Origin of the sequence: Sphingomonas sp. S2M10 (genome assembly GCF_012650175.1) — a bacterium.
Taxonomy (GTDB): Bacteria; Pseudomonadota; Alphaproteobacteria; order Sphingomonadales; family Sphingomonadaceae; genus Sphingomonas.
The window spans coordinates 98,826-123,997 of record NZ_JAAILI010000080.1 but is presented as its reverse complement, the minus strand read 5'-3'; the positions used below and the strand labels follow the sequence as shown (position 1 = coordinate 123,997).

Below are 25,172 nucleotides of genomic sequence, written 5' to 3'. Positions count from 1 at the left end.
GCGTCACCGGCCCTGCATGTCGCGATGCGCGGGCGGCATGCGTACCGTCAACCCGTCCAGTGCCTCGGTAAGGATGATCTGGCAGGCCAGTCGGCTGGTGCGCACCGCGCCCATTGCCAGGTCGAGCATGTCCTCCTCATCGTCGCTCGCAGGCGGCAGGCGCTCGAAATCCTCGGACGCCACGATCACGTGACAGGTGGAGCAGGCCATCTGCCCCTCGCACGTGCCCTCCAGCGGCTGCCCCGCATTCTGCGCAACCTCCAGCAGCCGCGCGCCGGGCGGAGCCTGCACCTCCTGCGCCGCACCGTTACCCGCACCTTCGAACCGCACCCGGATCATGCGTTCACCCGCTGGGCGTCGGCGGCGGCGCAAAGTCGGTCGAGTGCGGTCATCAATTCCTCCTCGGTGGTCATCCGGCCGAAGCCGATACGAATACTGGAACGCGCCTGCACGTCCGAAAGCCCCAGCGCGTGCAGCACATGGCTGGGGCGGCCGGATCCGCTCGCACAGGCCGAGCCGGCGGAAAAGGCGATGTCGCGCAGGTCGGACATCAGCCGCGCGACGTCGAGGCCCTCGCGGTGGAGGTTGAGGTTGCCGTGGTAGCGCTGCGCCGAAGCGCCGTTGAGCTGCCAGCCATTCCTCCCCCTCCCGCTTGGCGAAGGGGCTAGAGGAGGGTGCGTAAGGGTAGCCGGCTGTTCCCGAGCCTCCCCGTCGCACCACCCCCCAATCCCGTCCGCAAGCGGGAGGGGGGATAGTTGGAGTCGCCTCGCCGCCAGTCCGAACAATCGCGCGACATGCGCTGCATCGTCTGCGGCCCGCATCGCGGCGACCTTCGCAGCTGCCCCGAAGCCGGCACAAAGCGCCGGCGAGAGCGTGCCCGACCGCCCCGGCGCCTCTTGCCCGCCGCCATGCAGCAGCGGCGCCAGCGTCACCCCGTCACGCACCCATAGCGCGCCGACGCCCTTGGGCCCGTGGATCTTGTGCGCGGAGATCGCCACCAGATCGCAGGTCGCGGGGATCGGCACCCGGCCATAGCCCTGCACCGCGTCGCACAGGAACAGCGCGCCCGCGGCATGGGCGAGGTCCGCCAGCGCCGCGATCGGCTGGATCACGCCGATCTCGTTGTTGACCAGCATCGCCGCGACCAGCCCGATGCCCGGCACGATTGCGGCCTTTGCGACCGCCAGATCGACCAGCCCGTCTGCACCGACCGGCAGCACGGTCACCGGCCGCCCGCTCGCGGCCGCCGTGTCCAGCACCGCGGCATGTTCGGTGGCAAGGGTGACGATGGGCCCGCCGGTGCCCTTGATCGCCCAGTTGAGCGCCTCCGTAGCCCCGCTGGTGAAGGCCACCCGCCCGCCCGCCGGCAGCAGCGCGGCGACCTGGCCGCGTGCCACTTCCACCGCTGCCTTGGCCGCGCGACCGGGCGCATGCGGGGAGTGCGGGTTGGCATGCTGCGCTTCGAGCCAGGGCAGCATCGCGGCGAGCGCCTGCGGGTCCAGCGGCGTGGTCGCCTGATAGTCGAGATAGATCATGCCGCCCGTGCCCGCGCCTCGGCAAAGGTCGCCCGCCACAATGCGGCGAAGCGGTCCACATCGCCCTCTGTGGTGCTCCGCCCGAAGCTGACCCGCACCACTTCGCGCAGCGCCGGTTCCGCCCATCCCATCGCGGTCAGCACATGGCTCGGCCGCATGCTGCCCGAGGAGCAGGCGCTTCCCGCCGAAACCGCGACGCCGGCAAGGTCGAACCGGATGAGCTGTGCCGCCGAGGATACGCCCGGCATCCGATAGGCGCCGATCAGCGGACTGCGCGGGCTCGCCGCGCCCACCGTTTCGCCGCCGGCCTCGACGATCGCCGCCTCCAGCCGCGTTCGCAGGCGCGCCATTTCGGCCAGATCCTCCGGCACCGCGATCGCCGCCGCATAGCCCAGTGCACCGGGCAAATTCTCCGTCCCGGGCCGATACCCCTTTTCCTGCCCCCCGGTCGGCAGCAGCACGCCCAGATCCCGCACGAGCAGTGCCCCTATCCCGGGCGGCCCGCCGCGCTTGTGGGCGGAAACGGCGACGAGATCGGCGTGACGCAATAGCTCCGCATCCGCACGCGCGGGCATCTGCGCGGCATCGACCAGCAGCAACCCGCCCGCGCCGTGCACCACCTCGGCAATAGCCGCGATCGGCTGGCGTACACCGGTTTCGCTATTGGCCCATTGCACGCAGACCAATGTTCGCCCCGCGCCGTCCAGGGCCGCCGCGAGCGCATCGCGCTGCACGATCCCCTCCGCCGTTACCGGCAGCACCTGCGCCCCCTCGCCCAGCCGCAGCACCGCGTCATGTTCCACCGCCGTGATCAGCCGCCGATCGACGACGCTGCGCGCAAAGGCGATGCCGAGTGATTCGCTCGCGCCGCTGGTCAGCAGCGTTTCGTACGCCCAGCCATACGCCGCCGCGATCCGCCGCCGCGCTTCCTCCAGCGCCGCGCGCGCCGCGCGCCCGTCGCCATGCGGCGAGGAGGGATTCGCCCAGTGCGCCATTCCCTCCACCACCGCCGCCATCGCTTCCGGCAGCATCGGCGTGGTCGCGGCATGATCCAGATAGAGTCGAGCGGCCAATGGCGTTCCAATTGCGTGAAGGGACTGGCTGCCTATATAGCGGCCAAGTTCCAGCGCTCCACCGCGCATCTCCCTATCGAACAGGATCCGCCTTGCCCGAAGTCATTTTCCCCGGACCCGAAGGCCGCCTCGAGGGCCGCTTCGCCCCCGCCCCGCGCCCGCGCGCACCGGTCGCGATGATCCTCCACCCGCATCCGAACGCGGGCGGCACGATGAACAATCGCATCGTCCAGGATCTCTACAAGACCTTCCAGCGCCGGGGCTTCGCGACGCTGCGCTTCAACTTCCGCGGCGTCGGCAAGAGCCAGGGCACCTTCGACAACGGCATCGGCGAACTGTCCGATGCGGCGAGCGCGCTCGACTGGGTGCAGAGCTTCCACCCCGAGGCCTCGTCCACCTGGGTCGCCGGCTTCGGCTTCGGCGCCTGGATCGGCATGCAGCTGCTGATGCGCCGCCCGGAAATCCGGGGCTTCATCTCGGTCGCGCCGCCGGCGAACATGTTCGATTTCACCTTCCTCGCCCCCTGCCCGAGCTCGGGCATCATCATCCAGGGCGAGCAGGACGAGGTGGTCACGCCCGGCGCGGTGCAGAAGCTGGTCGACAAGCTGCGCACCCAGAAGCACATCACCATCCACCACGACACCGTGCCCGGCGCGAACCATTTCTTCGAGCACGAAATGGACCAGCTGATGGGCTCGGTCGACCGCTATCTCGACATGCGGCTCGATCCCAACTGCCCGATCCGCTGAGGATCGGTTCGGCTCAGCGCGGCGCAAAGGTCGCGCTGAGCCAGCGATCGACGACAGCGGTAGCGGGATGGTCCGCTTCGCCAAGCTGGCGGTTCATCGCCACATGGCCGCGCAGACCGCGGCCCTCGAAACCCCGCAGCTCGACCTTCGATCCTTCCGCACGCAGCGCCGCAGCCAGAGCCTCGGACTGGCGCCTGCCGTCCTCGCGCTGCACATGGAGGATCAGGAACGAGAGCACGTTCGGGCCGGCGCTATGGGCGATCGGCGACAGCGCCCGCTGGCGCGCCGGATCGCCGCCGAACGCCTTGGCGTAGATCGGCCGCATCCAGCGCCCGGCCTGAGCCATCTGCGCGGGCACGTCATAGGCGGCCCCGTCCAGCAGCACCACGCCGCGCAACTGGTCGAGCATCAGGTCCCGCCCGTGCATGTAGCGCGGATCGGTGCCGACAAGGGCGGCGAGATGCGCGCCGGCGCTATGCCCCATCAGCACCATGCGGGCGGGATCGAAGCCGAGGTCGCCGGCGTGCGCCACCAGCCAGGCAAGCGCCGTCGCCACGTCCTGCGCCTGCTGCTCCACCGTGGCGCCGGGCACCAGCCGGTAGTTGATCGTCGCAAAGGCATAGCCCTGGCCGGTAAAATGCCGGATCTTGGCCGCCCCCGTCGCATTGTCCGTGCTGCCGTGCTGCCAGCCGCCGCCATGGACGAACACGATCAGCGGCGGGCGCGTTCGGCTCGCGACGGCGGGTGGATGATAATCGAGCGTCTGCTCGGGCAGCGCGCCATAGGCCAGGCCCCGCGTCTGCAAAACGGTGACCGGCGACGGCGACCCCATCTGCGGCTTGGCAAATACGGGCCCTCCGGCGAGGAACAGTCCGGCCACCACCAATACGATCGCACGCATTCTGGCTCTCCTGCGGTCCCGCACATCCTATCGCAGGGACAACGGAAGGGTCGACTCGAAAAAGGTCGCAACCTGTAACGACCCTCGAGGCTTCTTCTGCCGGAATGGGTTGGCGACCTACACCGTCCAGATCATCACGTTGCCGAGGATCACCAGCGCGCAGACCAGCATCAGCACGCCGCGCTGCCGGTCTCCCCGTCGCAACACCGTCACTCCGCCCCAGGCGAGCGCCAGCACCGCCAGCACGGCGATGCTCATCGCCAGCGGGTACAGCCCGGCGAGCCCGCTCAGGTCACCACCGCCCATATCGTCAGCCCCGTGGCCAGGCAGACGACGCCGCCTGCCGCCGCCGCCGCCAGGCGCGGTTCGCTGCGATAGGCGATGCGGAGCGCGAACCAGAGGAAGTGGCCCAGCGCGAGCGTGCCGATGCTAGCGGCGCGGGCGATGGCGCCGCCGATGGGGTTTCCAAGATCATTCCCTGTTCCCGAGCGTTCGCGCATAATCCTCCTGGTCCACGTTACCGCCCGAAACGAGTACCAGCGTTCCGGCTTCCGGCGAAATCCTGCCCGACAGCAGCGCGGCGATTCCCGCCGCACCGCCCGGCTCCACCACCAGCCGGAGCTTCGCGGCGGCCCAGCGCTGCGCGGCCCGGATGTCCGATTCGGTCACGGCGATCCCCGTCGCGCCGCGGCGGGAGAGCACGTCGAAGGTAAGCGAGGAAACGCGCTGGGTCTGCAAAGAATCGCATGCCGTCGGCGGCGGATTGTCCCTCACCGGCTCGATCCACCCCGCCTCGAGGCTGCGGCGCATGTCGTCCCACCCCTCCGGCTCCACCGGCACCACCGCCGCCTCGGGCAGCGCGAGCGCAATCCCGGCCGAGAGCCCGCCGCCGCCGCACGGCACCAGCACCCGCGCCGGGGCTTCCAGCCCTGCGTCCGCCATCTGCTTCGCCGCTTCGATCCCGGCGCTCCCCTGCCCCTCGATGATCCAGGGATCATCGAAGCTCGGCACCAGCGCCGCGCCGCGGGCGTGGGCGAGCTGTTCGGCGATCTTCTCGCGGCTTTCGGTGCGTCGGTCGTAGCGCACCACCTCGGCGCCCAGCGCCAGCGTCGCCTCCAGCTTCACCTTGGGCGCATCGGCCGGCATCACGATCACCGCCGGGATCCCCAGCCGCTTCGCCGCCCAGGCGACGCCCTGTGCATGGTTGCCCGACGAGAAGGCGACCACGCCCTTGTCGCGCACCGCCCCGTCCAATGCGGTCAGCCGGTGCCATGCACCGCGGATCTTGAACGCCCCGACCGGTTGCAGGCTTTCGGCCTTGAACGCGACGGGCACGCCCCGCACTTCCTGAAGGATCAACGGGGTCGGCGGCAGGATCGCCGCGACCTTTGCCGCCGCGTCACGGACCCCCGCCCGGGTCGGCTGTCGCAAAATCGTCACAAAAAGCCCTCGCGGTATAAAAACGGACCCTCGAATCACTTTACACGGGGGTCCGACGCGCATATGTGCGCTCCTCCGCTGCCCCATGGGACTTCCAACCGCAAGGCAGCTTTTCGTCAATGTTTGCCACACGGCATTTGGAGGTCCCTTGAGTTGCACAAGCATCATCGCGCGCTGGGGTTAGCGACCACCCAAACCGGCACCACCCGTGCTGCCGGCATCGCTAAGCTTCGTCCGGTCCAGCCGGTAACGCTCGTCCGCCCGCACGCCGCATCGCGTGCCGCCCGGTTCTTCGCCGAGAAGTTCCCGGGCCGCTCGATGTATGCCGTGAAGGCCAATCCCTCGCCGGATCTCATCAAGATCCTGTGGGAAAGCGGGATCACGCATTTCGACGTCGCATCGATCGCCGAGGTTCGCCTCGTCGCCGGTGTCGCGCCGGAAGCCACCCTGTGCTTCATGCACCCGGTCAAGGCTGAGGAAGCCATTGCCGAGGCGTATTTCGAGTACGGTGTTCGCGTCTTCAGCCTGGACAGCATGGAAGAGCTGGACAAGATCGTGCGCGCCACCAAGGGCGCCACCGATCTCACGCTGTGCGTACGCCTCCGCGTCTCGTCGGATCACTCGAAGCTCAGCCTCGCGTCGAAGTTCGGCGTCGGGCCGGGCGAGAGCAAGGACCTGCTGATCGCGGTTCGCCAGGTGGCCGATGCCCTGGGCATCTGCTTCCATGTCGGCAGCCAGGCGATGTCGCCGGAAGCCTATGCCAATGCGATGGAGCGTGCGCGCATCGCCATCGTCGAGGCGGGCGTCACGGTCGATGTCGTCGATGTCGGCGGCGGGTTCCCGTCCAGCTATCCCGGCATGGAGCCGCCGCCGCTCGAGCGCTATTTCGCGACGATCCACCGCGCCTTCGAAAGCCTGCCGATTTCCTATTCGGCAGAGCTGTGGGCCGAGCCGGGCCGTGCGCTGTGCGCCGAATACAGCTCGCTGATCGTGCGCGTCGAGCGTCGTCGCGGCGATGAGCTGTATATCAACGACGGCGCGTACGGCGCGCTGTTCGATGCGGCGCATATCGGCTGGCGCTTCCCGGTCCGCCTCCTCCGCGAGCCGGATTCGAACGCCAAGGACATGGGCTTCAGCTTCTACGGCCCCACCTGCGACGACATGGATCGCATGGCGGGCCCGTTCGAGCTGCCGGCCGACATCCAGGCAGGCGACTATATCGAGATCGGCATGCTCGGCGCCTATGGTGCGGCGATGCGCACCGGCTTCAACGGCTTCACCGCCGGCGACACGGTGATCGTCGACGACGAGCCGATGGTCTCGCTCTACACCGGCGAAGACGAGGCGGCTGCGATCCCCTCGAACGTCGTCAAGCTGTAACGCTGCCCTCGTAGCGATTGCACGCCCCTCCCGCTTGCGGGAGGGGCTGGGGGTGGGCCCCCGCCCTCCGCATGCCGCATCGTCGGTGGCGAGCGGGCGCCCACCCCCCGGCCCCCTCCCGCACGCGGGAGGGGGAGCAAGAACGGGTTTCCGCGTCCCCTTTGAATGACGGCGGCCATGTGAAAATGGGAGTTCCCATGACCGACAGCCTCACCAAGACCGCGGCGGCCAACGCCCCGATCAACGACACCCGCAAGGCCGAACTGCTTTCGAAGCAGGTCAAGCACATCGACATCAAGAGCTTCGACGCGCGCCCGATCGTCGACGCGATGAGCGACATGAGCTTCACCAGCCGCGACCTCGGCCGCGCGACCAAGATCTACAACGACATGCTGGCGGACAAGGACTGCACGGTCTGCCTGGTGATCGCGGGCTCGACCTCGGCCGGCGGCTGCATGGACCTCTATGCCGATCTGGTGCGCAACAACATGGTCGACGTGATCGTCGCCACCGGCGCGACCATCGTCGACATGGATTTCTTCGAGGGCCTGGGCCACAAGCACTATCAGGCGCTCGAGATCCCCGACGACGACACGCTGCGCTCGCTCTACATCGACCGCATCTACGACACGTACATCGACGAGGAGCAGCTCCAGGACTGCGACTTCACGATCAACAAGATCGCGAACGAGCTGGAGCCGCGCGCCTATTCGAGCCGCGCCTTCATCCGCGAGATGGGCAAGTATCTCTCGGAACACGGCAAGAAGGAAAACAGCCTCGTCAAGCTCGCCTATGAGCATGACGTGCCGATCTTCTGCCCGGCGTTCGTCGACAGCTCGGCCGGCTTCGGCCTCGTCAAGCACCAGGTCGACCAGATGAAGGCCGGCAAGCCGTACCTCATGATCGACGCGGTGGCGGACTTCCGCGAGCTGACCGAGATCAAGATCCAGGCGGGCACCACCGGCCTGCTGATGATCGGCGGCGGCGTGCCGAAGAATTTCATCCAGGACACCGTCGTCTGCGCCGAGATCCTCGGACATGAGGACGTGGAAGTGCACAAGTACGCGGTGCAGATCACCGTCGCCGACGTGCGCGACGGCGCCTGCTCGTCCTCGACGCTGCAGGAAGCCGCCAGCTGGGGCAAGGTGAACACCGGCATCGAGCAGATGGTGTTCGCGGAAGCCGGTTCGGTGATGCCGCTGCTGGCCTCGGACGCGTACCACCGCGGCTACTGGAAGGATCGCGCCAAGCGCGGCTGGGCGAAGCTGTTCGCCTGAGCCTTTCGGGACCGACAAACGAAACGGCCGGGGAGCGATCCCCGGCCGTTTTGCTGTCAGCGGTGGAGGAGCGCGACACCGCGGTCGCACTCCTTAGCCCCTCCCCTTCAGGGGAGGGGTTGGGGTGGGGCTGTGTCTCGCAGAGACCGACAAACGTTCTGGAATCCCTCCACCCCAACCCCTCCTCCCAGGAGGAGGGGCTTAAGACGCGTCCACCGCCTCCCGCGCCGCCTTGGCCATCGCGGTCAGCTGCGCCAGCGTCTCCTCGAACCGCCCCTCGCGCTCGGCGTCGCGGAGGAACTTCACGCGCTCGACCAGCACCTCCTTCGGCGTGGGCGATTGGCCGAACAGCGCCATCACCTCGTCGGCGAAGTCGTCGAGCGGCTGATAGCCCGGGCGCTGGCTCTGCCCCGGCGTCAGCTCGGTCTGCACCGCCGGCGGCGCCAGCTCGATCACCTCGACCTTGTCCGCCAGCACCGCGCGCAGCGACACGGTGTAGCTGTGCATCGCCGCCTTGGTGGCGTTGTAGGTCGGCGTGGTCACCAGCGGCACGAAGGCCAGCCCCGAGGTCACGTTGACGATCGCCGAATCGGGCGTCGCCGCGAGATGCTCGACCAGCGCGTCGATCAGCCGGATCGGGCCGAGCAGGTTGGTGGTGATCGTCGCCTCGGCGTCCGCCAGATCGCGCTTGGTGTCCAGCGCCTCGAATCGCATGATTCCGGCATTGTTGATCACCACGTTGAGCCCCGGATGCGCCGCGAGCAGCCGTTCGGCGAAGTCCGCCACGCCGTCGGCGCTTTCCACGTCGAGCGTCAGCGCATGCAGGTTCGCGCGTCCTTCGCACGCCGCCTCGAGTGCCTCGCGCCGTCGCCCCGCGACGATCACGGTGTTCCCCGCATCGTGAAAGCGGTGCGCGAGCGCCTCGCCGATACCCGAGCCGCCGCCGGTGATCAGGATGGTGTTGCCGCTGGTCTTCATCGAACGCTCCAATGCTGATTGCTGCCGGTGATGTACGCCGCTAGGCTCCGAACGAAAGAAGGCACCCAAAAGATTTATAAGCACCCGAAAGAGAGTGACTCGATGCCCGCCCCCGCCGCCGCACCCCATGGCGACCATGCCGATCTCGACCCGCGCGTCGAGGCATTGGTGACCGAGGTGATCGGCCGCGTCGCCGACAAATGGACGATGCTGATCCTGGAAACGCTGATCGAGCAGGGCGAGCTGCGCTTCACCCAGATCGGCAAGGCGGTGCCGGGCATCAGCCAAAAGATGCTCACCCAGACGCTGCGCCAGATGGAACGCGACGGGCTGGTGCTCCGCACCATCCATCCGGTGATCCCGCCGCGCGTCGAGTATCGCCTCACCGACCTGGGCGGCACGCTGGCCGAGGCGTTCTGCGGCGTCTGGCTCTGGGCGGCAGCCAATCTCGAGCGGATCGAGGCATCGCGCGCGGCGTTCGACCAGCGCGTTGCCAAGCGTTGATCCTACGCGCCGACAGTGAGGCACAGAGCGAGGATCAGGGCTGCTGCTCCAGCCGGGCTACCATTCGCCGCACCGCGTCGATCTGGAAGCCGTGGCGCAGCTGAAAGCCGAACGGCTCGCTATAGCCCCACCAGTCCCAGCAGCCGAGCGGATTGCCGTCGGCGATCGTCGTCTTGTCGACCTGCGGATAGAGGACAATGATCCGGTTGCTGTCTGCCCAGCGATTATAGCCGACGCGCGCATAGATGATGTCGCTGCCCAGGGTGTCGGCGCTCTGCAGGCAACCATGGAAAACCACGTGCACCGCGCAGGCGGCGCCACGCTCCCGGCACGCCGCGGGCACGAAGACGAAGCCCGTCTCCGCCAGCATTGCCGGGCGGCCGCGATACAGCCGCTGGTCGAACGCGATCGGCGCGGCGGACAGCACCGCCGGCGGGCGCGCCTTCAGCCCGTAAATATGGTTCAGGATGGCGTGCGGCTGGTCATAGGGCGCGCCTTCGAAGAAACAGGAAACGACGAAGCTTGGATTGGTCTCGCCGCATTGGCTGCCGACGATCGTGGGGGAGACGAAGGCATGGCTCGCCGGCACCTCGTCGACATAACGCAGCGCCGACGGCGGCACGCTGGCCAGCGCATAGAATTGCCGCACGGACTGCATCACCGCCGGCACGACCACCGAGTCCTTGGTGCCGCTGAACAGGTAGACGCGCTGCCTGGCGATGTTGGCAACCGGATCGATGACTCGATCGCGCGCGAACCCGGTTGCCGCTTCCCAGCTCCGCGCCGCCGACCAGGCGCGATCCATGCAGAACGGCTTGGCCCCGGCGGCGCGAAACACCGCACCGCAATTGTACAGCCCGCCGGCGACGATCCCGACGCCCATCACCTCGCTGGACCACGCGACGGAATATTGCACCGCCATGAAGCCGCCCGAGGAAAGTCCCGAGACGGAGACCTTGGTCCGATCCGCGCCGAGCGCGGGAAGTTCCTGGGCTGTGACAATGGCCGGGCGGCACAGCGCAAGTACCAGCAGCATCAGAAAAAACGCGCGCATCTCCACCCCCTGGTGACCAAGATGATCCGCGCCGCGACGGCTGCGTGCCGTCATCAAGCGCGCGTGCGCCCTTGCCCTGCTTCTACCATGAAGTGCTGCAGCTGCGAAGTGCAAAGCGTTGATCACGGGGCTTGGGTCGGCGCGCAAAGCTCGGTACGCCGCCGGCCGACCTGCGATCAAAACAGGAGTATCCAATGCTGCGCGCGTTGACGTCGCTGGCGCTTGCCGCCGCCACGCTGCCCGCCCTTGCACGGACCGCCGATCTTCCAGATGGCGGCGAGGCGCCGGCCCCGGTCATCGTCTATAGCTATGGCGCGGATCGCAACCAGCGCGCCGAACTGCGCGTGCCCCAGGGCACCGGCCCCTTCCCGGTGGCGGTGCTGCTCCATGGCGGCTGCTGGGATGCGAAAGGCGGCGATCTGCGCGACACCGCTCCGCTCGCGGCGGCGCTGACAGCGCGCGGCATCGCCACCTGGAACATCGAGTATCGGCGGCTCGGCAATGCTGGCGGCGGCTATCCCGGCACCTTCGAGGACGTTGCCGCCGCCACCGACTTCCTGACCGGGCTGGCCGCCGCGCCCGGCATGGCGCTGGACCTGTCCCGCGTGGCGGTGATCGGCCATGATTCGGGCGCGCATCTGGCGCTCTGGCTCGCCGCCCGACCGAAACTGCACGATCCGATCGCCGGCGCGATGACGGTAAAACCGATCACGGTCGTCGCAATCGACGGGGTGGGCTCGCTCATATCCTGGGCAGATCGCGACGCGGCGCTCTGCGGAAGGTCGGTCATCGCGCCGTTCATGGGCGGGTCGCCGCGGGAAAGGGCCGATGCCTATGCGCTGGCCAGCCCGGAGGTCCAGCTGCCGCTCGGCGTCCACCAGATCCTCATCCAGGGCACCTGGCTGGCGATGGACAGCTATGCCCGGTCCGCGCTCGCCTCGGGCGATACGGTGATCAAGCTTGCACCCGGCGGCGCCGATCACGGCAACCTGATCCGCCCGCAGACACCCCAGGGCAAGCAGGTCGCGGATTTCATCGCCGCGCAAGCATTTTAGCCTGCAGAGCTCCCATTATTGCGATACGTTCTCAATAATATTGCAAATGTTTTGCAATAGCTACCCTGCTGCCCCCAGCAGATCGTGCCGACGCAGCGCGTGGCGGAGCTGGTCATAGGTAAGCCCCAGCGCCTCGGCCGTGGCGCGCTGGTTGAAGCGATGTTCCGCCAGCGCCTGCGAGAGCAGCTGCTTCTCGAAGCGCGACACCCGCGTCTTGAAGTCTCCGCCCAGCTCGGCGACGTCGGCGGTCGCTGCCGCGGGAGCAGGCGCTGGGACAGCCGCTGTTTCGGCGGGCTTCTCGATCGGGCTCATCGACGAGGCCATCGGCCGCGGGCGGTAGGGCGAGGCGAAGGGGTCGATCTCGATCCGGTCTATCGGCCCGCCCTGCTCCCAGCGATAGACCGCCCGCTCCACCACGTTGCGCAGTTCGCGGACATTGCCGGGCCAGTCATAGGAGAGCAGTGCGTCCAGCGCGTGCGGCCCCCAGCCCGGCCAGTCCTGCCAGCCGAGCTCGGATGCCATGCGTCTCCCGTAAAAGTCCGCCAACACTTCGACATCGCCGCCGCGGTGGCGGAGCGGCGGCAAGGTCACCACCTCGAAGCTCAGCCGGTCGAGCAGGTCGGCGCGGAAGGTGCCCCGCTCCACCCGATGCGGCAGATGCTCGTTGGTCGCCGCGACGATGCGTACGTCCACGCGCACCGCGCGCGACGAGCCGATCCGCGTGATCTCTCCATATTCCACGGCGCGCAGCAGCCGCTCCTGCGCGCCCATCGAGAGTGTTCCCAATTCGTCGAGGAACAACGTGCCGCCATCGGCTTCCTCGAACCGGCCGGTCCGCGCCTTGGTGGCGCCGGTGAAGGCGCCCGCCTCATGGCCGAACAGCTCCGCCTCGATCAGCGTTTCGGGCAGCGCGGCGCAGTTCATCGTCACCAGGGGCTGGTCCCAGCGCGGGCTGAGGCGATGGAGGCGTTCGGCGACCAGCTCCTTGCCGGTGCCGCGCTCCCCGATCACCAGCACCGGCCGGTCCAGCGCCGCCGCCCGGCTGGCGCGTTCCAGCGCGTCGAGAAAGGCCGAGGATTGGCCGATGACCTGGGTAGTGCGCTCCATTCCCCAAGCTTGGCGAATTTTCCCAACTCTTAGCAAGAGGCATTTTGCGAACTACAATTGTAATCAAACGGGAAGTGACGGTTTTCCGCCATTTTCGAAAACTGGCACGCCTTCTGCAAAGATGGAGGCAAGCCCGATGACGGGCATCCACTTCAACCTACCAAGGTTCAGGAACACGATCATGACCAACCAGATCCACACCCTCCGCAACGCCTTCATCGCGGTTTCCTTCGCCTTCCTCGCCAGCGTGGTTCTCACGGCAGGTGCGGTGGCCCCGGCAATCGCCTGAGGCAGGCACACGAGGTCTGCCCGGCACGACGTTCCCTCGCCGTGCCGGGGCCGCCGGAAGGGCCCCCATCCCTTCCGGCGGCACCCCCAAAGAATATACGAAGGAGCGCAATATCATGGGTATCTTCTCGCGAACCCGCGACATCATCGCCGCCAACGTCACCGATCTGCTCGACAAGGCGGAAGATCCGGCGAAGATGATCCGCATGATCATCCTCGAGATGGAGGAAACGCTGGTCGAGGTTCGCGCCGGTGCAGCTCGCACCATCGCCGATCAGAAGGAAATGCGTCGCCACATCGCCAAGCTCGAGAAGCTCCAGGAGAGCTGGACCGAGAAGGCCGAGCTGGCCCTGTCGAAGGACCGCGAGGACCTCGCCAAGGCGGCGCTGATCGAACGCCAGAAGGCCGCCGACATGTGCGACCAGCTGCAGCAGGAGATCGCCGTGCTCGACGAGACGCTCCGCGCCTCGGAAGAGGACATCAACAAGCTGCAGAACAAGCTGCGCGAAGCGCGCACCCGGCAGAACTCGATCGTCGCCCGCCTGGAAAGCGCGAACAACCGCGCCCGCTTGCGGGAAATGACCAACGGGTCGAAGATGCAGGACGCCTTCTCGCGCTTCGACATCCTGGAACGCCGCGTCGATCTGGCCGAAGGCCGCGCCGATGCGATGGGCCTGGGCGGCAACCCGAAGACGCTCGAAGAGGAAATCGCCGAACTCCGCTCGTCGGAAAAGGTCGATGCCGAACTCGAAGCGCTGAAGGCTCGACTCAACAAGGGAGCCTGATCGCGTGAACGACTTCCTCATCCCGGTCTTCGTCTGCGCCATCCTCTTCCTCGGACTGCCCTGGATCGTCTTCCACTATGTGACCAAGTGGAAGCAGGCCGGGACCATCACCCGGGAAGACGAGAACCTGCTCGACGACCTCTACCGCACGGCGCGCATGCTCGAAGACCGGCTGATGACGGTCGAACGCATCATCGCCGCCGACAACCCCGACTACCGCCCGCTCTCGGCCCAGCGCCCCGAGCAGGTGCCGTACGATCCTTCACGGAGGAACTGAGATGTCCGCTCGCACCAAATTCTATCTCGACAGGCAGAACCGCAAGTTCATGGGCGTCTGCGCCGGCCTGGCGGATTACACCGGGATCGACGTGACCTGGGTGCGAGTGGCCACCGTGCTGCTCACCGTCGCCACCGGCTGGGTAGCCTTGGGGTATTTCGTGATCGCCTGGATCGCGAACCCCAAGCCGGTGGGGCTCTATGACACGCCGGAGGATGAACGCTTCTGGCAGGGCGTCCGCTCGAGCCCCAAGCGCTCCACCGCCGAGGTCCGCTCGAAGTTCCGCGACATCGATCGCCGCCTCGCCGACATCGAGCTGTTCTACACGAGCCGCAATACCCGGCTCGCCGACGAGATCGACAGCCTGCGCTGAGGCGCAGGCGGTCAACAGGGAGGCAAGGCAATGAACTGGGGTGGTCCCGCATTCGTGATCGCACTGGTGGCGATCTCCACCGTCGGGTGGCTGGTCAACAACTGGATCCGTGCCCGGCACGGCTATTCGGTCAGCGACGACTGGGGCAAGAATATTCACAAGAGCGATGCCGAGGCGGCCCGCAAGATCGACCTGCTCGCAGCCGACAACGAACGGCTCGCAGGCCAGATCAGCCGGCTGGAAGACCGGATCGCCGTGCTCGAACGGATCGCCACCGATCCCGCCGAGCGCACCGCCCGCGCCATCGACGCGCTGCGCTGAGGAGACGACCGATGATTGAAGCGCATCTCGCCCCGTTCCTGCCCTGGATCATCCTTTCGGGGATTTCGCTGGGGTTCTTCGGGATCGCCGCGGGGATCCTCAGCCACTGGCTCCGCATCAAGCATGGCTATCCGCTGGAAAATGCCTGGGGGAAGTCGGTCTATCCGCAGCGGAACGACGAGACGGTCGAGCGGGTCAAGCTGCTCAGCCAGGAGAACGCCCAGCTGCGCGCCGAGCTCGGCGCGGTGAAGGACCGGCTCGCCAATGTCGAGCGCATCGTGACCGACGGCGCGCACCAGCTCGATCGCGAGATCGATGCGCTCCGCGGCCGCTCGAACTGAAAGGAACTGTCGCAATGGAACCCGGTCTCCTCATCCCCATCCTCGGCATCAGCTGCGGCCTCGTGGCGATTGTCGGCGGCGTCTTCTTCCGCCCGCTGTTCAAGCTCTGGGAACGTCGCATGGAAATCGACGCGCAGAGGACCGCCGAGAAGGCCGCGCAATATGCTGCCCAGACCGAAAGGCTGGAGCAGCGGGTCCAGGTGCTCGAGCGGATCATCACCGATCGCGGCATGGGTCTGGCCGACGAGATCGAGAAGCTGCGCGATGCGCCGCTGAACTGAAGAAACCTTTCCACCCTCTTCAACGCAAGGAAATTTCGATGATCATCATGCTCGCAGTGCTTGCCGCACTGTGCGGGGGAGCTATTGCCCTCGCCGAAAGCCGCGATCGCCCCCGCCGCCGCGCTCTGCGCCCCGCCCAGGCATCGCCGGCAGGGAACTGAGGCGCCGCGTGCGCCGACTAGGGGAGTAAGGTGCAATGAACCCGTTCGAAATGGTCGTGGCCATCATCGTCGTGATCACGATCGGCAAGGTTCTCCAGGCGCGCTACGGCGGCGTGAAGAGCCGCGACGGCAGGCTGGAGGGGCTGGCAAGCCGCGATCCGGCGGAGAAGTTCGAGGCCGACCGCCTCCGCGACGAGATCCACGCCCTCAAGGAACGCGTCCAGGTGCTGGAGCGCGTGATCACCGACAACGAAACCAGCCTGCGGCTCGATCACGAGATCGAGAAGCTGCGCGACAAGAACCGGATCTGAGCCATGTTTCTGGGAACAAACGCCATGACCAGCGACCCGCAACTCGTCATCACCCTCGCCGTCTCGGGCCTGGCCGGCCTGGGCATGGTCACCGCCGCGGCGCTGTCCGGCTGGCGCGGCTGGCTGGCGCTGAAGCACCGCGAGCTCGCGGAACTCCGCCGCCCGGAGCCCGCCGCCACCATGCCAAGCCCCGCCTCGCGGATCGAGCTGGCCGACCTGAAGGAACGCATCCGCAAGCTGGAAGCGATCGCCGCCGGAGTCGATCTGTGAGCGCGACCACGCAGCCGGACGCGGGCGCCAGCCGCCCCGCCCCGGCGCCGGACCGGACCCCCCGCCCTCGGCTCGGCCTGCGCTACGACGCGCCGACGACCAAGTAAGCACGAGGCTGGAAAAGCGCGCCGGCTCAGGCTAGCGCCGTCCCATGACCAGCCTCGCCGATCTCCAGGAAGAATACGGGTTTCTCGATGCCGACGATCGCTATCGTTTGCTGATCGAACTCGGCAAGTCGCTGGAACCGATGCCCGGCCCGCTCAAGACCGATGCGACGCTGGTACGCGGTTGCTCGGCTTCGGTGTGGGTGTACCCGACGCGACCTGAGGATGGGCGACTGCACTTCCTCGCGGATTCGAACGCCGCGATTACCAAGGGCATCATCGCGCTGGTGCTGCTGACCGTGCAGGACCGCACGCCGGCCGAGATCCTGGCGACCGACATCGAGGGGGGGCTCGCCCCGTTCGACCTGAAGAACCAGCTCAGCTCGAACCGGACCCAGGGCATCCCCAACATGATCGCCCTGATCCGCGAGACGGCGGGGCGCTACGCCTAAGCCCCCTCTCCCTGCCGGGGGAGAGCGCAGGCCGTTCTCTTCAGCACGCTGCATCGTCATCCCCGCGAAGGCGGGGATCCATTGCCGCTGGAAGCGCGCCTCTTTCCCCAAGCGCAAAGGCGAATGGATTTCCGCCTTCGCGGGGATGACGATGGGAGATTGGAGAGGGCGCCGCCGTGGGCGGGGCTCAGGAAAGCCCCAGTTCGCGGCCAACCTCTTCCAGATCCGCGCCCTTCTTCACGATCAGCCATTCGCGTGCCTGCGCGCCGTTGACCACGGTCACCGCGCCGCCGGGGCATACGCCGAGGCATTTGGTCTCGACGACGCCGACCTCGGCCTTGCGCCCCTTGCCGAGCCCGAACTCCTTGCGCAGCGCCTTGGCGAGCGACGTCTTGCCCTTGGGCCCGAACCCGCCGCCGAGCTTCTTCGAGCATTTTCCGCAGACCAGCACCGCATTGCCCCAGTTGGAGGCGACCAATTGCGTCATTGCGGCTTCCACTGGCGCCGGTCCTCGGCGGTCTTGAGCACGTCATACGCCGCCTGGATCGCCTGGAACTGTTTGGCGGCCGCGGCGTCGTTCGGGCGCACGTCCGGGTGATATTCCTTGGCAAGCCGGCGCCAGGCGCCGCGCACCGCATCGAAGCTGGCGTCCACTTCCAGCTCCAGCACTTCCAGCGCCTTCATCTCGTCGCGCGAGCGGCTGCCGTCGCCCGGCCCTGCCCAGCTGTTGGTCGCCGAATGCGCATAGCCATTGGCGGTGCGCCGCTCGTTCGCCTCGCGCTGCGCCGCCTCTTCGGCGGTGAGACCGGCGAAATAGTCCCAATTGCGGTTATACTCGGCGGCATGTTCCTCGCAGAAATACCAGCGCTCGGGATTGTTGGGGGACTTGGGCGCCGGCCGGTCGCCCGGTTTCTCGCACCCGTCGCGGTCGCACAGCCGCACGCGCGCGGCCTCGCGCTCCGAGCCATACTCGCGCCAGCGGGGAAAGCCCCAGTCCATCGATCGCGTGTGTCGCGCCATAGCCCGCCCAAATAGGCATGCGGCAGGGCAAAGGCCAGAGCCCGCCGCACCGCAGCACCTTCTAAAACCGAATGCCAGAGGGTCTGTAAGCCGGGTTCTGTCCACCCCCTTGCGGAGGATAGGCGACCATTCCTCTACGCGACGGATCGCTCCGCCGCTCCAGCAACCAACCCGAACGACGCGCCGGAACGAGGCGCATGTGCCGTCCCTATTCGGTCTTGCTCCCGGTGGGGTTTACCAAGCCGCTTCCGTTGCCGGTCGCGCGGTGCGCTCTTGCCGCACCCTTTCACCCTTGCCCTTACCCCGGCGAACCGGGGCAGTGGGCGGTCTGCTCTCTGTGGCACTTTCCCTGGGGTCACCCCCGGCGGGCATTACCCGCCACCGTCGTTCCGTGGAGCCCGGACTTTCCTCCCCCTGCTTTGCAGCAGGCGGCGGCCGCCCGACCCTCTGGCGAGGTCCGCTCTAGCGGCTTCGCGCCGCTGCGCAAGCGGTTCAGCGCTGCGCGGGAGCAGGGGCGTTCGGCGAAGGCATCGGGTCGCCGGTGGTCACCGTCACCGACTCGATGCCGGGCGCGGGCGCCGCAGCTTGCGGCGACGCCTCGGCACGCGAAGCGGAAGCCTGTTCCGAAGTGGCGGTTTCCCGCACGGCCAACTGCGCGGCCGAATCCTGTGCATCGGGGCGCGCGTCCTGCGCCTGCTTGGCGGCGTCCTGGTCCTTGGCCCGGTCCTTCGCCTTGTCGGCTTCCTGCGCGCGCTGTTCCTCGGGCGGCTCGCTCGGCTCGACCTTTGTCGGTGCCATGGCGGTACCCCAGGCCTGCACTTCGATCCGCCACTGCGTGCTGGTCGTGCCTCCGGCGAGCGCGGCGCGACGATAGTCGGATGCGACGCTCACCACCTTGTCCGCACCGGCGACGCGCGCCACGCGGTGAAGCTCGGCCGTCGCCTCGGCGGCGGTGGGGGCGTTGACGATGCCGATGCCCGGCCCCTTGTCGTCGCCACGAACCAATCCCGTCAGGCGGACATGCACCGGGCCCATCGGTGCCATTGCAGCGCGAATCGACATGCTCACCGTCAGTACCTCCGGCGCGCACCTCACCAGATTCCGCTTATCATTCCGTAACCAATCATGGTTAGCGGAGAGCGATTCGGCTCAGTCGTCGCCCTGCGGGCGGGGCAGCAGCAGCGCGAGCAGGATGCAGCGGCACTCCATGTCGATCTCGCCGTCGATCATCTCCGGGCGGAACCGTCGCTGGAACGCGGTCACCGCCGCCACCGGATCGGTCACGTCATAGCCGAACCGCTCGAGCGCGAGCATGAAGCCGCCATCGGGCCAGCCGGGATCGACCAGGTTGCGCGTCGGCCGGGGCAACGCCAACCGGAGGCGGGCCAGCGCATGCCAGTTGAACAATTCGCCGGGATCCTGCTTGCGCGCCGGCGCCACGTCGGAATGGCCGACCACGTTGCCGCGGGTGATGCCGTGGCGCTCCTTGACGTCCGCAACCAGCGGGATCAGCGATCCCATCTGTTCCGGGGTGAACGGCCGGTAGCCGAACTCGTGGCCCGGATTGACGATCTCGATGCCCACGGACGCCGAGTTGACGTCCTCGATGCCGCGCCAGTGCGCCCGCCCGGCATGCCAGGCGCGTTTGCCTTCGTCGACCAGCCGGAAGATGCGGCCATCCTCCTCGATCAGATAATGCGCCGAGACCTGCGCTTCCGGGTCACGCAACCGGGCCAGCGCAGCCTCGCCGCTCTCCATGCCCGTGTAATGCAGCACGATCATCGAGACGGGGGACAGACGTTCGCCGAAATTGGGCGATGGCGCGTCGTGTATTTCCAGGCCGCTGGTCATGGGTTCTTCTACTGCGCGCATCGGCGCTGGCAATCCGCTGCTTATGCGGACGCGGCCAGCGGGGCATGATCCGGATCGGCGGCGCGGTAGAAGCCGCGGAACGTCTCGCTGGGGGTGAAATGCTCGGTCAGCCCGATCACCGTCTCGCCCGCGCCCAGCACCAGCAGCCCGCCCGGCTGGATCGCGCTCGCCAGTCGGTCGAACACCTGGCGACGGAGCGGGGGCGAGAAGTAGAGCATCACATTGCGGCACAGGATGATGTCGAACTTGCCCGGCGGCGGCGCATCGGCGGTGAGGTTCTGCTGGCGGAACTGGATGCGGCGCACCAGCTCCTGGCGCGCGACCCAGTCGCCCCCCTCGGTATCGAACCACTCGACCATCCGGCGCACCGGCAGCCCGCGCTGGATCTCGAACTGCGAATAGCGGCCGGCCCGGGCGCGGGCGAGCGCGGCGGCGGAAACGTCGGTCGCCACGATCTCCGGCGGCATCGGGAAGGCCGCCGACTTCTCGGCAAACAGCATCGCCAGCGACAGCGGCTCCTGCCCGGTCGAACAGCCGGCGGACCAGATGCGCAGGCGGCGGCTGCCCGCCTCGGCCTGCACCGCGACGGCCGCCGCCGCGATCTGGTCGAGCACCGCGACGTCGCGGAAGAAGCTGGTCTCCTGGTTGAGCAACACGTCCACCACCTGATCCGCGAGTTCGCCGGTCCGCGCGCCGAGCAACTGCCCCACCAGCGCATCAAGGCTCGGCAGGCCGCGCTCGCGCAGCACCGGCTTCAGCGCCGTCTCGATCCGCCATGCGCGGTTGGCGGCGATCTGCTGGCCGGTGCGCTGCTCGAGCAGCGCGCCGATCAGTTGCATCGCCCCGCCGCTGGGCGTCATAGTATCGATCATCGCCCGCTTCCCCTGCCGATCAATCGGCCGATTTCTTCCGGCGGCAGCACCGCGCTTGCCCGTCCCGCCGTCGCCACCGCGCCGGGCATGCCCCACACCACGGAGGTGGCCTGGTCCTGCACCAGCACCTTGGCGCCGGCTTCGACCAGTCGGCCTGCCCCGTCGCAGCCGTCCCGGCCCATGCCGCTCAACACCACGCCCAGCGCGCGGGCGCCGAACACCTCCGCTACGCTGTCGAACATCGGGTCCACCGAGGGCATGCAGCCGCTGCGCGCCCATTCGGTGCTCAATCGGATCGCCGCGCCTTCCGAGGTGCGGACGACCTTCAGATGCGCCTCGCCCGGCGCGATCACGATGCGGCCCGGCCGGATCCGCATCCGATCGGTCGCCACGTCGCAGGGCCGGCTGCCGAGCAGCGCAAGCTGGGTCGCGAAATAGCTCATGAAGCTGGGCGGGAGATGCTGGGTGACCAGGATCGGTTGCTGGAAGCTCGCCGGGATCTGGCGGAACAGCTGGCTGAGCGCGTGAATGCCGCCGGTCGAGGCGCCGATCGCGACGATATGGAAGGGATCGAGCTGGATATGGGCGCCCGCGCTCATCGGACGCGGGGACGGGGCCGCGGCGCATATGACGGCATCCCCCGGCATGTCGAACAGCTTGGCCAGCCGCTCCTCCAGCACCTCGGCGAAGCGGCCGCCGAACGCGCCGACGCCGGGCTTCACCAGCGTATCGGCCGCACCCAGCGCCAGCGCCTGCAGCGTCGTCGCGGCGCCTTCGTCCGCCGAGGAGGACACGATCAGCACCTTCGCACCCTTGCCCGCTGCGACCACGTCGGGCAGCGCGGTGAGGCCGTCGATGCCGGGCATCGCGATGTCGAGCAGGATGATGTCGACCGTCTCGCGCGCGAGATAATCCAGCGCCGCCCGTGCCTCGCTCAACGCGGCGACGACGCGGAAGCGGCGGGTACCCTCGATCATCCGGCTGAGCACCGAACGCGCGACGACCGAATCGTCGACGATCAGCACGCGCCCGGTGGCGGGGCCGTTCGGCGGATCGAGCGGATGGGGGGATGGCAGGCTCGTCACGCGCGCGCGCTCCGGCGGAAGGAGGTCAGGCGACGCCGACGATCTGCAGCTTGCTTTCCAGCGTCTCGCGATCGAACGGCTTCATGACATATTCGTCCGCCCCGGCCTCGATCGCCGCGCGGATATAGGCCATGCCGTTCTCGGTGGTGCAGAACACCACCTTGGGCCGCTGCTCGAGGCCCGAGTTGCGGAGCGCACGCAGGAAGTCCATGCCGCTCATCACCGGCATGTTCCAGTCGAGCAGCACGACGTCGGGCGGTGTCGCCAGGCAGGAATCGAGCGCCTCGCGCCCGTCGCCGGCCTCACGAACTTCGAAGTCGAGGGTTTCGAGGATGTGCCGGGCAACCTTCCGGATCACTTTCGAATCGTCCACGACGAGGCACGTCTTCATGGTCCCTGATCCCCTGGCAGGCGTCTTTGAGATCCGACTTTACGTGCGAAGGTGTAAGCGTCGCGTTAATCGCATTCAGGAAAGCAGCGCGGATGCCGGCACCAGTGCGGCGAGGTCGACGACCAGGATCGGCTCACCACCGCGTTCCACCAGCCCGCGCGCCGCATCGCGCCAGCTGCCTTCCAGCGCGATTCCCCCGGCCAGCGGGCGCAGGTCGAAGGGCGCCACATCCTCCAGCGTATCGACCAGCATCGCATAATGGTGCCCGTCGATCTGCGTGATCACCGCCCGCCGCGCCAGCGTGCAGCCGTTCAGCCCCAGCGCGGCCTCGGTATCCACCACCGTCACCACGCGGCTGCGCAGCGCCGCCAGCCCGCGTACCGCCTTGGCCGCGCGCGGCACCGCCGTCACCTCGCCGATATCCACCACCGATTCGACCTGATCCGAATCGATCGCGACGGTACGGCCTGCCACCTCGGCGATCAGATACAGCTGCTGCGCCATCAGCGTCCTCCCCGCGCGCCGACCCGCGCCTCCAGCGCGAAGAGCAGCCCGGCACGGTCATAACGATAGACGCTGTCGTCGCCCGGCTCGGCCTGCCGCTGGCGGCGCAGGCGCACCACCGGTGCCGCGGGCAGGACCGGCTCCGCCGCGTCGGCGGCCAGCACCACCGTGGGCACCTCGCCCGGTTCGAGCCGCGCTGCCACACGATAGCCCGCGCTCTCCAGCAGCGGCCGCACGAAGGTCGCCAGCCAGCCGTCCTTGTCTCCCGCGAGAAGGCAGAGCGGCGCATCGGCTGCCGCTACCCGATCGACATGCGTGTCGAACACCCACAGCACGTCGAGCACTTCGATCTGCTCGCCCTCGACCAGCGCCACGCCCATCGCCGCGCCCGGCGTCCGTGCGGGCGCGATCTCGGCGGGCAGGGTCACAATCTCGATGGCCTCGTGGATCGCGTAGGCGACTTCGGCATCCTCGTCCTTCAGGCGCAGCACGCTGAGCCGCTCGCGACCATCCGGCGATCCCTGCATCGCCAGCGGCACGATCCTCCCGTCGATCGCCAGGCGATGGCTGCCCGCTGCGAGCTGCACCTGCGCGGCGAAAACCTTCTCCACCCGATCCACCGCCGCCAGCGGCACTGCCCGGCGGACGCCGTCCAGATCGTCGAACAGCAGGGCCGGCAATCCCGGCGCCGCAGCATCGGCGGCCGCATCGCCGAACGCCGCGCTCAGGTCGCGGCTGAAATCTAGCCCGCCCGCCCGCGCCATGCCCGCGCAATCGAGCAGCAGCATCGGCAGGCCCGAATCGGGCAGCGTCTGCCCCGCATAGATCCCCGTCGCCATCACCGCGGGCGAAGCCGGCTTGATCACCAGTTCCTCATTGTCGAGTACCTCGTCGACCGCGAGCGCATAGCTTCCCGCGCCGGCGCCGACGATCACCAGCATCCGCGGCCCGTGCTGCTCGCGGTTGGGGCACAGATCCAGCAGCCCGCCCAGATCGAGCAGCGGCATCCGTCGCTCGCGGACCGTGGCGATGGGCGTGCCGCCCAGCTGGTCGATCCGGATTGCCTCGCCGCGCTCGCTGACGATTTCCTCGATCGACTGGCGCGGGATCGCGAAGCGCTGCCTGCCCGCGCCGACGATGATCGCCGAGATGATCGACAGCGTCAGCGGCACATGGATGGCGATGCGCAGCCCCTTGCCGGGAATGTTGTCCAGCTCCACCCGGCCGCCGATCTGGTCGATGCTCGCCTTCACCACGTCCATGCCGACGCCGCGACCGCTGATTTCGGACACCGTGTCCTTGCTCGACAGGCCGGGATGGAACATCAGCTCCAGCTTGGCGGCGTCGGACAGCGCATGCAGGTCGCGCTCGGTGCGGACGCCGCTGGCGGCCAGCTTCTGGATCAGCCGCTCGACATTCACGCCGCGCCCGTCATCGGCGATCTCGACGATGATCTGGTTGCCCGATTGCCGCGCCGAGACCGACAGTCGCCCGACGTCGCGCTTGCCGGCGGCACGGCGCTCGGCCGGCGCCTCGATGCCATGATCAATCGCGTTGCGGATGATGTGGACCAGCGGATCGCGCATCACCTCGATCATCTCGCGGTCCAGTTCGACGTCGGAGCCGTCGATATGCAGCGCCACCGACTTGCCGAGACCCGCCGCGGTATCGCGCACCATGCGCGGCAGCGGCGAGAAGAGCGCATCGATCTTCTGCATGCGGGTGCGCGTCACGGTATCGCGCATCTCGCCGACGGTGAGCGAAAGCCGCTCCAGCGCCGCTTCCACGGCGGGATCGATGTCCCCCACCCGCAATCGGCGGGCGAGCTCGTTGCGCGCCAGCACCATCTCCGACATGCCGCTCATCATCCGGTCGAGCAGGTCGACGCCGAGCCGTACGCTGCGCGAGGGCGCGCGCTGCGCCACCGGCGACGGCAGGAGGATCTCGTCCGACCCCTCGGCAAGCGCCGCGATCAGCAATTCCTCGCCGCTGTCGTCGAGGGCGGCGCCGGCATCGATCGCCTCGACGATCTCGCCGATCCGGTCCACCACCGCGAGCACCGCGTTGACCAGCGCCCGATCCGGCACCCGCGCGCCGTCGCGCACCTGCGCCAGCACGTCCTCGGCGGCATGCGCCAGCCGCTCCAGCCGGGGCAGGTCGAGAAAGCCGCAGCTGCCCTTCACGGTGTGGACGAAGCGAAAGATGGCATCGAGCCGCGCCCGGTCGTCGGGCTGCGACTCCCAGGCGACGATCTCGCCCGAAAGCGCCTCGAGCGTCTCGCGCGTCTCGGCGATGAAGTCCTGCAGCAGGTCGTCCATGGGGCCCCGGTGGAAATTTCCGGGGCCACCATGGCGGTCGAGGGTTAATTCCGGGTTAGCTGCCGCCGAAAACACATCGGCTTAATCCGATGC

33 protein-coding genes and 1 other RNA gene are annotated in these 25,172 nt (G+C 68.1%); 14 read left to right on the top strand and 20 right to left on the bottom strand.

The window, feature by feature from the left end; genetic code table 11:
- Nucleotides 1-3: 3 nt before the first annotated feature.
- From S2M10_RS20575 to S2M10_RS20565, 3 genes are read right to left on the bottom strand one after another with little or no spacing between them, the layout of a single operon-like run.
- A complete protein-coding gene (locus S2M10_RS20575; protein ID WP_168847734.1) occupies nucleotides 4-339 on the bottom strand; it encodes a 2Fe-2S iron-sulfur cluster-binding protein in 336 nt (111 codons plus the stop codon).
- Nucleotides 336-1,535, bottom strand: a complete 1,200-nt coding sequence (locus S2M10_RS20570) for a cysteine desulfurase family protein (protein WP_168847733.1) — start codon at nucleotides 1,533-1,535, stop codon at nucleotides 336-338. Before S2M10_RS20570 ends, S2M10_RS20575 begins: the two co-directional genes overlap by 4 nt.
- Nucleotides 1,532-2,608, bottom strand: a complete 1,077-nt coding sequence (locus tag S2M10_RS20565) for an aminotransferase class V-fold PLP-dependent enzyme (protein WP_168847732.1) — start codon at nucleotides 2,606-2,608, stop codon at nucleotides 1,532-1,534. Before S2M10_RS20565 ends, S2M10_RS20570 begins: the two co-directional genes overlap by 4 nt.
- Between S2M10_RS20565 and S2M10_RS20560 the strand changes: the two genes are divergently transcribed.
- Nucleotides 2,608-3,357, top strand: a complete 750-nt coding sequence (locus S2M10_RS20560; RefSeq protein WP_282098069.1) for an alpha/beta hydrolase — start codon at nucleotides 2,608-2,610, stop codon at nucleotides 3,355-3,357. The genes S2M10_RS20565 and S2M10_RS20560 overlap by 1 nt on opposite strands.
- Nucleotides 3,358-3,370: 13 nt before the next feature.
- On the opposite strand, the gene S2M10_RS20555 is transcribed toward S2M10_RS20560, so the two are convergent.
- The 4 genes from S2M10_RS20555 to S2M10_RS20540 all read right to left on the bottom strand — a co-directional run bounded on the left by S2M10_RS20555 (nucleotide 3,371) and on the right by S2M10_RS20540 (nucleotide 5,698).
- Entirely contained in the window at nucleotides 3,371-4,258 is an 888-nt protein-coding gene (locus S2M10_RS20555; RefSeq protein ID WP_168847731.1) for an alpha/beta hydrolase, read from the bottom strand.
- Nucleotides 4,259-4,375: 117 nt separating this feature from the next.
- The gene (locus S2M10_RS20550) at nucleotides 4,376-4,564 is read right to left on the bottom strand and encodes a hypothetical protein (protein ID WP_168847730.1); all 189 of its coding nucleotides are present in this window, start codon (nucleotides 4,562-4,564) and stop codon (nucleotides 4,376-4,378) included.
- A complete protein-coding gene (locus tag S2M10_RS20545) occupies nucleotides 4,546-4,758 on the bottom strand; it encodes a hypothetical protein (RefSeq protein WP_168847729.1) in 213 nt (70 codons plus the stop codon). Before S2M10_RS20545 ends, S2M10_RS20550 begins: the two co-directional genes overlap by 19 nt.
- A complete protein-coding gene (locus S2M10_RS20540) occupies nucleotides 4,730-5,698 on the bottom strand; it encodes a threonine/serine dehydratase (protein WP_168847728.1) in 969 nt (322 codons plus the stop codon). Before S2M10_RS20540 ends, S2M10_RS20545 begins: the two co-directional genes overlap by 29 nt.
- A 153-nt stretch (nucleotides 5,699-5,851) precedes the next feature.
- Between S2M10_RS20540 and S2M10_RS20535 the strand changes: the two genes are divergently transcribed.
- Together S2M10_RS20535 and S2M10_RS20530 are read left to right on the top strand one after the other, a co-directional pair.
- Nucleotides 5,852-7,078, top strand: a complete 1,227-nt coding sequence (locus S2M10_RS20535) for a type III PLP-dependent enzyme (RefSeq protein ID WP_168847727.1) — start codon at nucleotides 5,852-5,854, stop codon at nucleotides 7,076-7,078.
- A 197-nt stretch (nucleotides 7,079-7,275) separates the two neighbouring features.
- Nucleotides 7,276-8,355 (top strand): deoxyhypusine synthase, encoded by a 1,080-nt coding sequence (locus S2M10_RS20530; protein ID WP_116470192.1) that lies wholly within the window; start codon nucleotides 7,276-7,278, stop codon nucleotides 8,353-8,355.
- Nucleotides 8,356-8,556: 201 nt separating this feature from the next.
- Here S2M10_RS20530 and S2M10_RS20525 read toward each other — a convergent pair whose 3' ends face one another.
- Nucleotides 8,557-9,333: an SDR family oxidoreductase gene (locus S2M10_RS20525; RefSeq protein WP_168847726.1), complete on the bottom strand. Its 777-nt coding sequence runs from the start codon at nucleotides 9,331-9,333 to the stop codon at nucleotides 8,557-8,559.
- A 102-nt stretch (nucleotides 9,334-9,435) separates the two neighbouring features.
- Between S2M10_RS20525 and S2M10_RS20520 the strand changes: the two genes are divergently transcribed.
- Nucleotides 9,436-9,837 carry a helix-turn-helix domain-containing protein gene (locus S2M10_RS20520; protein WP_168847725.1) on the top strand — a complete coding sequence of 134 codons (402 nt, stop codon included), beginning with the start codon at nucleotides 9,436-9,438 and terminating at the stop codon, nucleotides 9,835-9,837.
- Between the two features lie 34 nt (nucleotides 9,838-9,871).
- On the opposite strand, the gene S2M10_RS20515 is transcribed toward S2M10_RS20520, so the two are convergent.
- The gene (locus tag S2M10_RS20515) at nucleotides 9,872-10,891 is read right to left on the bottom strand and encodes a hypothetical protein (protein WP_168847724.1); all 1,020 of its coding nucleotides are present in this window, start codon (nucleotides 10,889-10,891) and stop codon (nucleotides 9,872-9,874) included.
- A 194-nt stretch (nucleotides 10,892-11,085) separates the two neighbouring features.
- Between S2M10_RS20515 and S2M10_RS20510 the strand changes: the two genes are divergently transcribed.
- Nucleotides 11,086-11,946, top strand: coding sequence for an alpha/beta hydrolase (locus S2M10_RS20510; protein ID WP_168847723.1), 861 nt, complete (start codon nucleotides 11,086-11,088; stop codon nucleotides 11,944-11,946).
- A 60-nt stretch (nucleotides 11,947-12,006) separates the two neighbouring features.
- On the opposite strand, the gene pspF is transcribed toward S2M10_RS20510, so the two are convergent.
- Nucleotides 12,007-13,053, bottom strand: a complete 1,047-nt coding sequence (gene pspF / locus S2M10_RS20505; RefSeq protein WP_168847722.1) for a phage shock protein operon transcriptional activator — start codon at nucleotides 13,051-13,053, stop codon at nucleotides 12,007-12,009.
- A 404-nt stretch (nucleotides 13,054-13,457) separates the two neighbouring features.
- Here pspF and pspA point away from each other — a divergent pair, with 404 nt between their 5' ends.
- The 9 genes from pspA (at nucleotide 13,458) to S2M10_RS20460 (ending at nucleotide 17,017) form a co-directional block, all read left to right on the top strand.
- Entirely contained in the window at nucleotides 13,458-14,126 is a 669-nt protein-coding gene (gene pspA, locus S2M10_RS20500; RefSeq protein WP_168847721.1) for a phage shock protein PspA, read from the top strand.
- 4 nt (nucleotides 14,127-14,130) lie between these two features.
- Nucleotides 14,131-14,403, top strand: coding sequence for an envelope stress response membrane protein PspB (pspB, locus tag S2M10_RS20495; RefSeq protein ID WP_168847720.1), 273 nt, complete (start codon nucleotides 14,131-14,133; stop codon nucleotides 14,401-14,403).
- A gap of 1 nt (nucleotide 14,404) precedes the next feature.
- Entirely contained in the window at nucleotides 14,405-14,776 is a 372-nt protein-coding gene (gene pspC / locus S2M10_RS20490) for an envelope stress response membrane protein PspC (RefSeq protein WP_168847719.1), read from the top strand.
- A gap of 30 nt (nucleotides 14,777-14,806) precedes the next feature.
- Nucleotides 14,807-15,097, top strand: coding sequence for a hypothetical protein (locus tag S2M10_RS20485; RefSeq protein ID WP_168847718.1), 291 nt, complete (start codon nucleotides 14,807-14,809; stop codon nucleotides 15,095-15,097).
- A gap of 11 nt (nucleotides 15,098-15,108) precedes the next feature.
- Nucleotides 15,109-15,438 (top strand): hypothetical protein, encoded by a 330-nt coding sequence (locus S2M10_RS20480; RefSeq protein ID WP_211091177.1) that lies wholly within the window; start codon nucleotides 15,109-15,111, stop codon nucleotides 15,436-15,438.
- 14 nt (nucleotides 15,439-15,452) lie between these two features.
- Entirely contained in the window at nucleotides 15,453-15,719 is a 267-nt protein-coding gene (locus tag S2M10_RS20475; RefSeq protein ID WP_168847717.1) for a hypothetical protein, read from the top strand.
- 196 nt (nucleotides 15,720-15,915) lie between these two features.
- Nucleotides 15,916-16,191, top strand: a complete 276-nt coding sequence (locus tag S2M10_RS20470; RefSeq protein WP_168847716.1) for a hypothetical protein — start codon at nucleotides 15,916-15,918, stop codon at nucleotides 16,189-16,191.
- A 24-nt stretch (nucleotides 16,192-16,215) separates the two neighbouring features.
- A complete protein-coding gene (locus S2M10_RS20465) occupies nucleotides 16,216-16,461 on the top strand; it encodes a hypothetical protein (protein WP_168847715.1) in 246 nt (81 codons plus the stop codon).
- A gap of 151 nt (nucleotides 16,462-16,612) precedes the next feature.
- On the top strand, nucleotides 16,613-17,017 hold the full coding sequence (locus S2M10_RS20460) for a SufE family protein (RefSeq protein ID WP_168847714.1): 405 nt from the start codon (nucleotides 16,613-16,615) through the stop codon (nucleotides 17,015-17,017).
- Between the two features lie 187 nt (nucleotides 17,018-17,204).
- Here the strand turns inward: S2M10_RS20460 and S2M10_RS20455 are convergent, their stop codons facing one another.
- The 10 genes from S2M10_RS20455 to S2M10_RS20410 form a co-directional block, all read right to left on the bottom strand.
- A complete protein-coding gene (locus S2M10_RS20455; RefSeq protein WP_168847713.1) occupies nucleotides 17,205-17,504 on the bottom strand; it encodes a (2Fe-2S) ferredoxin domain-containing protein in 300 nt (99 codons plus the stop codon).
- Complete coding sequence (locus S2M10_RS20450) at nucleotides 17,501-18,037, bottom strand: J domain-containing protein (protein WP_168847712.1); 537 nt, start codon at nucleotides 18,035-18,037, stop codon at nucleotides 17,501-17,503. The genes S2M10_RS20455 and S2M10_RS20450 overlap by 4 nt, the downstream gene beginning before the upstream one ends.
- A gap of 70 nt (nucleotides 18,038-18,107) precedes the next feature.
- An RNA gene (rnpB, locus tag S2M10_RS20445) (RNase P RNA component class A) lies at nucleotides 18,108-18,488 on the bottom strand.
- 41 nt (nucleotides 18,489-18,529) lie between these two features.
- Nucleotides 18,530-19,099: a hypothetical protein gene (locus S2M10_RS22840; protein WP_247650931.1), complete on the bottom strand. Its 570-nt coding sequence runs from the start codon at nucleotides 19,097-19,099 to the stop codon at nucleotides 18,530-18,532.
- Between the two features lie 87 nt (nucleotides 19,100-19,186).
- Nucleotides 19,187-19,888, bottom strand: a complete 702-nt coding sequence (locus S2M10_RS20435; RefSeq protein ID WP_168847711.1) for an N-acetylmuramoyl-L-alanine amidase — start codon at nucleotides 19,886-19,888, stop codon at nucleotides 19,187-19,189.
- Nucleotides 19,889-19,929: 41 nt separating this feature from the next.
- Nucleotides 19,930-20,781: a protein-glutamate O-methyltransferase CheR gene (locus S2M10_RS20430; RefSeq protein WP_211091176.1), complete on the bottom strand. Its 852-nt coding sequence runs from the start codon at nucleotides 20,779-20,781 to the stop codon at nucleotides 19,930-19,932.
- Complete coding sequence (cheB, locus tag S2M10_RS20425) at nucleotides 20,778-21,866, bottom strand: chemotaxis-specific protein-glutamate methyltransferase CheB (RefSeq protein WP_348770646.1); 1,089 nt, start codon at nucleotides 21,864-21,866, stop codon at nucleotides 20,778-20,780. Before cheB ends, S2M10_RS20430 begins: the two co-directional genes overlap by 4 nt.
- 25 nt (nucleotides 21,867-21,891) lie before the next feature.
- Entirely contained in the window at nucleotides 21,892-22,257 is a 366-nt protein-coding gene (locus S2M10_RS20420) for a response regulator (protein ID WP_168847710.1), read from the bottom strand.
- Between the two features lie 75 nt (nucleotides 22,258-22,332).
- Nucleotides 22,333-22,761, bottom strand: coding sequence for a chemotaxis protein CheW (locus tag S2M10_RS20415; RefSeq protein WP_168847709.1), 429 nt, complete (start codon nucleotides 22,759-22,761; stop codon nucleotides 22,333-22,335).
- A complete protein-coding gene (locus S2M10_RS20410) occupies nucleotides 22,761-25,079 on the bottom strand; it encodes a chemotaxis protein CheW (RefSeq protein ID WP_168847708.1) in 2,319 nt (772 codons plus the stop codon). Before S2M10_RS20410 ends, S2M10_RS20415 begins: the two co-directional genes overlap by 1 nt.
- Nucleotides 25,080-25,172 lie beyond the last annotated feature (93 nt).